Below are 6,845 nucleotides of genomic sequence, written 5' to 3' on the forward strand. Positions count from 1 at the left end.
TGAACCGCGTATGCGGGTGATTGCGCAGTGGTTCTTCGAGCTCCGCCAGGTACAACGGGTTGCGCTCGCGCTTGGAGGTGATGTTGGAATGCAGCAGCACCGGCAGATCGCGCTCGGCCGCCAGGTGATAGATGCGCGTCATGGCTTCGTTGTTGGCGCGCGGCGTGTCACCACTGGTCAGTGCCGTGAGGTCGTCGTGACGGGTGAATACCTCGCCAATGCCTTGCCACAGGCCCGGGTACATATCGAGCATGCGTTCGATGTGGCTGACGGCGTTCTTGTCCACCGGATTGAAACCGGTCAGGAACGGATGAAAACGCCGACGCTGCTCGTCCGGCAATTTCAGCACGGCCGCCGCCACGTAGGTGTCGGTTGCGCTGTACCAGTAGGCATCGGCGTCGTCACCGGCGTAATAGCGCGGGCGCTTGGGCTCGTCCTCATGCCACTTCTTGGCCACCGGGATACCGGAAATCATCGACTGGTCGATACCTGCCGCATCCATGGCCTTGACAAGCGCCGGCATCCCCTCGCTTTCCTGGAAGAAGTCGACATAGTGCAGGTGGGCATCACTGTAGCGGTAGTCGCGCGCCTGTGCCGCCTGGCACAGCCAGCCGGACAACAGCACGCAGGCCAGCGCTCTGGCTATCATGGGGCAGCTTCCTTTTACCGGGTATGGAAAGAGTAGACCGGCCGGCCAACCAGACGGTTCAGCCAACGCCTGCGAACCGCTATGCTAGGGGCATTCCACCTCGCCTGGAGCCCTTCCCATGAGCAGCCCTCTGGTCATCCGCCCACGTGCCGAGTCGGTCGAGGGCCAGCCGATCCTGCGCCCGCTGCCATCGGCCCAGTGCCGCAGCGTCGGCCCATTCGTGTTTTTCGACCATATGCTCGAAACCGACTATCCCCCGGGGCACGGCATGGACATCCGCCAGCACCCGCATATTGGCCTGTCAACGCTGACTTACTTGTTCGAAGGCGCAATCCTGCACAAAGACAGCCTCGGCTCGGAGCAGCGCGTGCTGCCTGGGGATGTGAGCTGGATGACCGCTGGTAAAGGTGTGGCGCATGTCGAGCGCACGCCTGCGGACGCCCTGAGCCATGGCTCACGCTTGCACGGGCTGCAGGTGTGGCTGGCCTCGCCACAGGCGCTGGAACAGGGCGAACCGAGCTACAGCCATCATCCAGCGGCGAGCTTGCCGTTCAGTGATAGCCTGGGCGTGCGTATCTGCATGATTGCAGGCAGCGGGTTCTGCCTGGAATCACCGGTGCCGGTGCTCTCCCCTACCCTTTATGCGCATGTGACGATGCAGCCGGCCACTACGCTGGTAGTACCTGGCGAACATGTACAGCGGGCGCTGTATCTGCTCGACGGTGAGCTGTTCATGGATGGCGAACAGGTCGAGGCGTGCAGCCTGGTGGTCCTGCCAGAGGGTGAATGGGTGACGCTGTATGCCGAGGAAGAGTGCCAGTTGGTACTGATTGGCGGGGACCCGCTGGATGGGCCGCGGCGGATGAACTGGAATTTTGTCGCCAGTGACCCGGAACTGATCGAGCAAGCCAGGGCCAAGTGGGCTGCCGGGGATTGGCCAGTGGTGCCGAGGGAAACTTCGAGGATCGAGTTGCCTAGGTGATTTTGGGGCTGCTTTGCAGCCCATCGCCGCGGTTCGTCGCCACGACAAGCCAGCTCCCACAGATACAGCTCATGCCACTTTGTGGGAGCCGCGCTTGCCGGCGATGGGCCGCACAGCGGCCCCTGCGGTATCAGCGCTGGAAAACTTCGCTGAGCAGGTTGTGCATCGAGCGGAACGCCCGCTCCGAAGTACGGCGGTCATACTGCATCTTGCCCGGCACATTGGCATTCGGGTCGGTAAACGAGTGCACTGCCCCGCCGTAGCTCAGCAGCTGCCAGTCGACCTTGGCCGCATTCATCTCGTCTTCGAACGCTGGCAACTGCTCTTTCGGCACCAGTGGATCGGAAGCACCATGCAGCACCAGCACCGAGCCCTTGATGCGCTTGGCATCTTCTGCGTTCGGCGTGTCCAGGGTGCCATGGAACGACACCGCCGCCCGCAGGTCAGCCCCGGTACGCGCCAGCTCCAGGGCGCAGCAGCCACCGAAGCAGAAACCGAACGTGCCAACCATGCCAGGCTCCAGCAGCGCCTTCGACTGCCCCAACAGCTGCGCCAGGGCCTCTTGCATGCGCTTGCGCAACTCACCACGGTCGTTCTTCAGCGGCATCATTGCCGCGCCGGCCTCGTCGGCATTGGACGGACGCACACCTTGCCCGTACAAGTCAGCAATCAGCACCACATAGCCCTTCTCGGCCACTTCCTTGGCGATGCGCTCGGCCCCCTCGCCGATACCCATCCAGTTCGGCGCCATCACCAGCCCCGGCCGGCCCAGCGCCCCCGGCTCATGGACCAAGCGGCTTTCGTAGGTCTTGCCGGACAGATGGTAGACCAGCGATTCGACGATTACTTTGCTCATCAAGCACTCCTTTGGCACTGTTCTTAAAAAGCCTGCCATGAAAAAAGCCCGCCGAAGCGGGCTTTCCTGTGCATCAACTCAAGCAGACAGCTCGACCAGCAGCTTGTTCAGGCGACGAACGTAGGCCGCCGGGTCTTTCAGGCTGTCACCGGCCGCCAGGGCCGCCTGATCGAACAGGATGTGCGACAACTCGGCAAAGCGGTCCTCGCTCTGTTCGTTGTCCAGCTTCTCGATCAGCGGGTGACCCGGGTTGAATTCGAAGATCGGCTTGGACTCGGGCACCTTCTGCCCGCTGGCTTCGAGGATCTGACGCATCTGCAGGCCCAGGTCCTGCTCGCCAATGGCCAGGATCGCCGGCGAATCAGTCAGGCGGTGCGATACACGCACTTCGGCCACGCTGTCACCCAGCGCACCTTTCAGGCGCTCGACCAGGCCTTCCTTGTCCTTGGCGACTTCTTCCTGGGCCTTCTTGTCTTCTTCCGAATCCAGGTTGCCCAGGTCCAGGTCGCCGCGGGCGACGTCGACAAACGCCTTGCCGTCGAACTCGTTGAGGTAGCTCATCAGCCACTCGTCGATGCGGTCGGTCAGCAGCAGCACTTCGATGCCTTTCTTGCGGAAGACTTCCAGGTGCGGGCTGTTCTTGACCTGCGCGTAGGACTCGCCGGTCAGGTAATAGATCTTGTCCTGTCCTTCCTTGGCGCGGGCCAGGTAGTAGGCCAGGGAGACACTTTGCTCGCCGCTCTCGTCCTGGGTGGAGGCGAAGCGCAGCAGGCCGGCGATTTTTTCCTTGTTGGCAAAGTCTTCGGCCGGGCCTTCTTTCAGCACCTGACCAAAGTTTTTCCAGAAGCCCTTGTACTGCTCGGGTTCGTTCTTCGCCAGCTTCTCCAGCATGTCCAGCACGCGCTTGGTCAGCGCGGTCTTCATCGAATCGATGATCGGGTCTTTCTGCAGGATTTCACGCGACACGTTCAGCGACAGGTCGTTGGAGTCGACCACACCCTTGATGAAGCGCAGGTACAGCGGCAGGAACGACTCGGCCTGGTCCATGATGAACACACGCTGCACGTACAGTTTCAGGCCGCGCGGTGCTTCGCGCTGGTACAGATCGAACGGCGCGCGGGCCGGCACGTACAGCAGCGAATTGTATTCCAGCTTGCCTTCGACCTTGTTGTGGCTCCAGGCCAGCGGGTTTTCGAAGTCATGGCCGATGTGCTTGTAGAACTCCTGGTATTCCTCGTCCTTGATCTCGGTACGCGGACGGGTCCACAGGGCGCTGGCGCGGTTGACGGTTTCCCACTCTTCGGCTGGCTGTTCTTCACCTTCGGCTGCAGCTTGCTCTTTCGGCAGCTGAATCGGCAAGGCGATGTGATCGGAGTACTTCTTGACCACGTTGCGCAGGCGCCAGCCATCGGCGAACTCCAGCTCGTCCTTCTTCAGGTGCAGGACAATGCGGGTACCGCGCTGTGGCTTGTCGATGGTGGCCACATCGAACTCACCCTCGCCTTTCGACGACCAGTGCACGCCTTCGGCGGCCGGCTGGCCGGCGCGACGGCTGTACACATCGACCTTGTCGGCAACGATGAACGCGGAGTAGAAGCCCACGCCGAACTGACCGATCAGGTGCGAGTCCTTCTTCTGGTCACCGGTGAGGTTCTTCATGAAGTCGGCAGTGCCGGACTTGGCGATGGTACCCAGGTGAGCAATGACGTCTTCGCGGCTCATGCCGATGCCGTTGTCCTCGAGGGTGACGGTACCGGCGTCCTTGTCGAAGCTCACGCGAATCTTCAGTTCATCGCCGCCCTCGAGCAGCTCGGGCTTGGCCAGCGCTTCGAAGCGCAGTTTGTCCACGGCATCGGAGGCGTTGGAGATCAACTCACGCAGGAAGATCTCCTTGTTCGAATACAGCGAATGGATCATGAGGTGCAGCAGCTGCTTTACCTCGGTCTGGAAGCCCAGCGTTTCTTTTTGAGTATCCACACTCATGGTCTTCAAAACTCCGATCTGATGGCAGTGGGCGCCTGGCGGCCGGTTCGGCCTGCGTTAAAGGCGGATGTCATGCAGATGGGGGCAGCCCGGATGATTTCAAGGGCTTTTCCGGTTCAATCTTGAAATGCGCGCGCGCCGTGGCGATCGGCGATTGCCTGTCACCTTGCCAGGCGGTGATGGCCACGTTGGTCACCCGTCGACCCTGGCGCCACAGCTGGCACTGTGCGTAGGTATCCCGAAAATGCCCGGCCCGCAGGTAGTCGATGGAAAAATCGATGATCTTCGGAATGCTTGCGCTGTCGCTGTAGATCAGCAGGTACAGCGCCGCCGACAGCTCCATGAAGCCGGCGATCACGCCGCCGTGAATGGCGGGCAGCAGCGGGTTGCCGATGTTGTCCGGGTTGGCCGGCAGGCGAAACAGCAGGTCCTCGCCCCGGCGCTCGCATTCGATGCCGATCAGGCCTGCGTAGGGGATCAGCGCCAGTAGCGGCCGGTAATCCCCCTGGGCATGGGCGGCGTTGAGCTGCTGGCGAACCGCGTGCGGAATCATGCCCCACCCTCCTTCAGGTTGTTGCCAAAGCGGATGCCGCCCTTGACCTCCTGGCCCAGCCGCATGAATGTACCGACCACCTGGCAAATCGGCTGGTCAGGGTCGTCCTGGTAGGCGGTGCCACGGGTAAAGATCACATCACGGGTCACCCGGTAGCACTGGGCATGGCCGTAGATTGCCTTGCCGGCCTGCGCCGGGTGCATGTAGTCGATACGCAGGTCCAGCGTCGGGCACACCTCGAAGCGCGGCAGCACACACAGCGTGGCCATGCCGCAGGTGGTGTCCATCAGCGTGGTCAGGGCGCCGCCATGCACAGCGCCGGTTTGCGGGTTGCCGACGATGGCCGGCGACCAGGGCAGGATGAGGGTGATGCCCTGCGCATCGGCGTGTACCACACGCATCTGCAACAACTGGCAATGTTTCAATGCCGAGAGAAAACGCTCGGCCATGGCCATCAAGGTTGAATCGCTCATTCGCTGTATCCACCTGAACTGCCGCAGCGGCATGGATTGAGTAAAAAGTCTATCTGGAACGGGGCGTTATATATCTGTAATCTCCGTTGAACTTCTTCCGCGTAGTTGTACTCGAAGGTTCAAGTCAACTTATTCCACCAAGGAGAAACACCCCCATGCGTAAACCTTTTGCTTTTGCTCTGATGCTGGCTGCTGCCATGGGCCTGGCCGCTTGCGATAAAGCGAGCGAAGACAAAGCCCAGGACGCACAAGAACATGCTGAACAAGCCCAGGAGAAAATGGGTGAAGCTCAGGATAAGATGAACGACGCCGCCAAGGAAAACGCCGAAGCTGCCAAAGATCAGGCCGAAGCCGAGCAGAAGGCTGCCGAAGAAGCCGCTCCGGCTACTCCGGCTGCCCCAGTTACGCCGGCCGAACCCGCCAAGCAGTAATTGGCTGAAACAAAAAAACCCGACGCTGTCGGGTTTTTTTGTGCCTGAAACTTGAGGATTAAACGTTTCAGTTGCCCGCCGCACTAGTTTCCCTGGCAGGCTCGCCAGGCACACTTTCCGTGGGTGTGAACACCATCACATCGAGCACATCCGAATGGAACTCGCGGCGGTACAGGATCAGCACTACCCCGACACTCATGGCCATGAACAACCACGGGCTGATGAACCAGCTCAACATGGCCATGCCGAAGTAATACGAGCGCAGGCCCAGGTTGAACTGGTTGGCAGCCAGCGACAGTACCCGCGCCGCGCGTGAAGCGAACGCCTTGCGCTCCAGCTCGTTGACCAGGCGCTCGCCGACCATCGGTGCCGAGCCTACCAGTACTGCGGCGAAGTTGTACTGGCGCATGCACCAGCTGAAGGTGAAGAAGGCATAGACGAACACCGTGGCCAGGCACAGCAGCTTGATCTCCGACATGCCCTGGGACGCCTGCTGGACTAGCGGCAGGTCGGCCAGCAGCGACAGTGCCCGGTCCGAGGCACCCAGCACGGTGAGTATGCCGGCCAGGATGATCAGGGTACTGGAGGCGAAGAACGAGGCGTTGCGCTCCAGGTTGCCGATCACGCTGGCATCGGCGATGCGGTTGTCGCGCAGCAACATGCGGCGCATCCAGTCTTCCCGGTACAGGTGCAGCACGCTGGCCAGGCAGGCGGTGTCGCGGCCCTTCCAGATGGCATAGCGGGTGTACCCGCCCCAGCACAGGGCAAACCAGGCGATGGCCAACAGGTTGTTGAGGTTGCTTTGGATGAAGTTCATGCAGTGTTCCCGAATGGGCCAGGTGCCTAGAGGATAGGGACCGGGTTTCGACGCTGGCAAGCGGCAAAAGGCACACCTTCTGGCAGATATCTGCACAGGCA

The 6,845-nt window shown here is 61.4% G+C and carries 7 protein-coding genes and 1 pseudogene; 2 read left to right on the top strand and 6 right to left on the bottom strand.

Annotation, left to right across the window (positions count from 1 at the left end):
• Positions 1-649 (bottom strand): annotated as a pseudogene (locus HP546_RS14265) (amidohydrolase); the annotation flags it as partial.
• A gap of 118 nt (positions 650-767) precedes the next feature.
• Here HP546_RS14265 and HP546_RS14270 point away from each other — a divergent pair.
• Positions 768-1,631 carry a pirin family protein gene (locus HP546_RS14270; RefSeq protein WP_172226278.1) on the top strand — a complete coding sequence of 288 codons (864 nt, stop codon included), beginning with the start codon at positions 768-770 and terminating at the stop codon, positions 1,629-1,631.
• A 130-nt stretch (positions 1,632-1,761) separates the two neighbouring features.
• Here the strand turns inward: HP546_RS14270 and HP546_RS14275 are convergent, their stop codons facing one another.
• From HP546_RS14275 to HP546_RS14290, 4 genes are all read right to left on the bottom strand, one after another.
• Positions 1,762-2,487, bottom strand: coding sequence for a dienelactone hydrolase family protein (locus HP546_RS14275; protein WP_172226281.1), 726 nt, complete (start codon positions 2,485-2,487; stop codon positions 1,762-1,764).
• A gap of 78 nt (positions 2,488-2,565) precedes the next feature.
• A complete protein-coding gene (gene htpG / locus HP546_RS14280; RefSeq protein WP_172226299.1) occupies positions 2,566-4,470 on the bottom strand; it encodes a molecular chaperone HtpG in 1,905 nt (634 codons plus the stop codon).
• Positions 4,471-4,540: 70 nt separating this feature from the next.
• Positions 4,541-5,023 (bottom strand): PaaI family thioesterase, encoded by a 483-nt coding sequence (locus HP546_RS14285; protein ID WP_172226302.1) that lies wholly within the window; start codon positions 5,021-5,023, stop codon positions 4,541-4,543.
• On the bottom strand, positions 5,020-5,496 hold the full coding sequence (locus HP546_RS14290; RefSeq protein ID WP_172226305.1) for a PaaI family thioesterase: 477 nt from the start codon (positions 5,494-5,496) through the stop codon (positions 5,020-5,022). Before HP546_RS14290 ends, HP546_RS14285 begins: the two co-directional genes overlap by 4 nt.
• 155 nt (positions 5,497-5,651) lie before the next feature.
• On the opposite strand from HP546_RS14290, the gene HP546_RS14295 reads away from it, so the two are divergent.
• Positions 5,652-5,927, top strand: coding sequence for a hypothetical protein (locus HP546_RS14295; protein ID WP_172226308.1), 276 nt, complete (start codon positions 5,652-5,654; stop codon positions 5,925-5,927).
• A 67-nt stretch (positions 5,928-5,994) separates the two neighbouring features.
• Here the strand turns inward: HP546_RS14295 and HP546_RS14300 are convergent, their stop codons facing one another.
• A complete protein-coding gene (locus HP546_RS14300) occupies positions 5,995-6,744 on the bottom strand; it encodes a DUF599 domain-containing protein (protein ID WP_172226311.1) in 750 nt (249 codons plus the stop codon).
• Positions 6,745-6,845 lie beyond the last annotated feature (101 nt).

It is taken from the genome of Pseudomonas sp. CM25 (genome assembly GCF_013179705.1).
Classification (GTDB): Bacteria; Pseudomonadota; Gammaproteobacteria; order Pseudomonadales; family Pseudomonadaceae; genus Aquipseudomonas.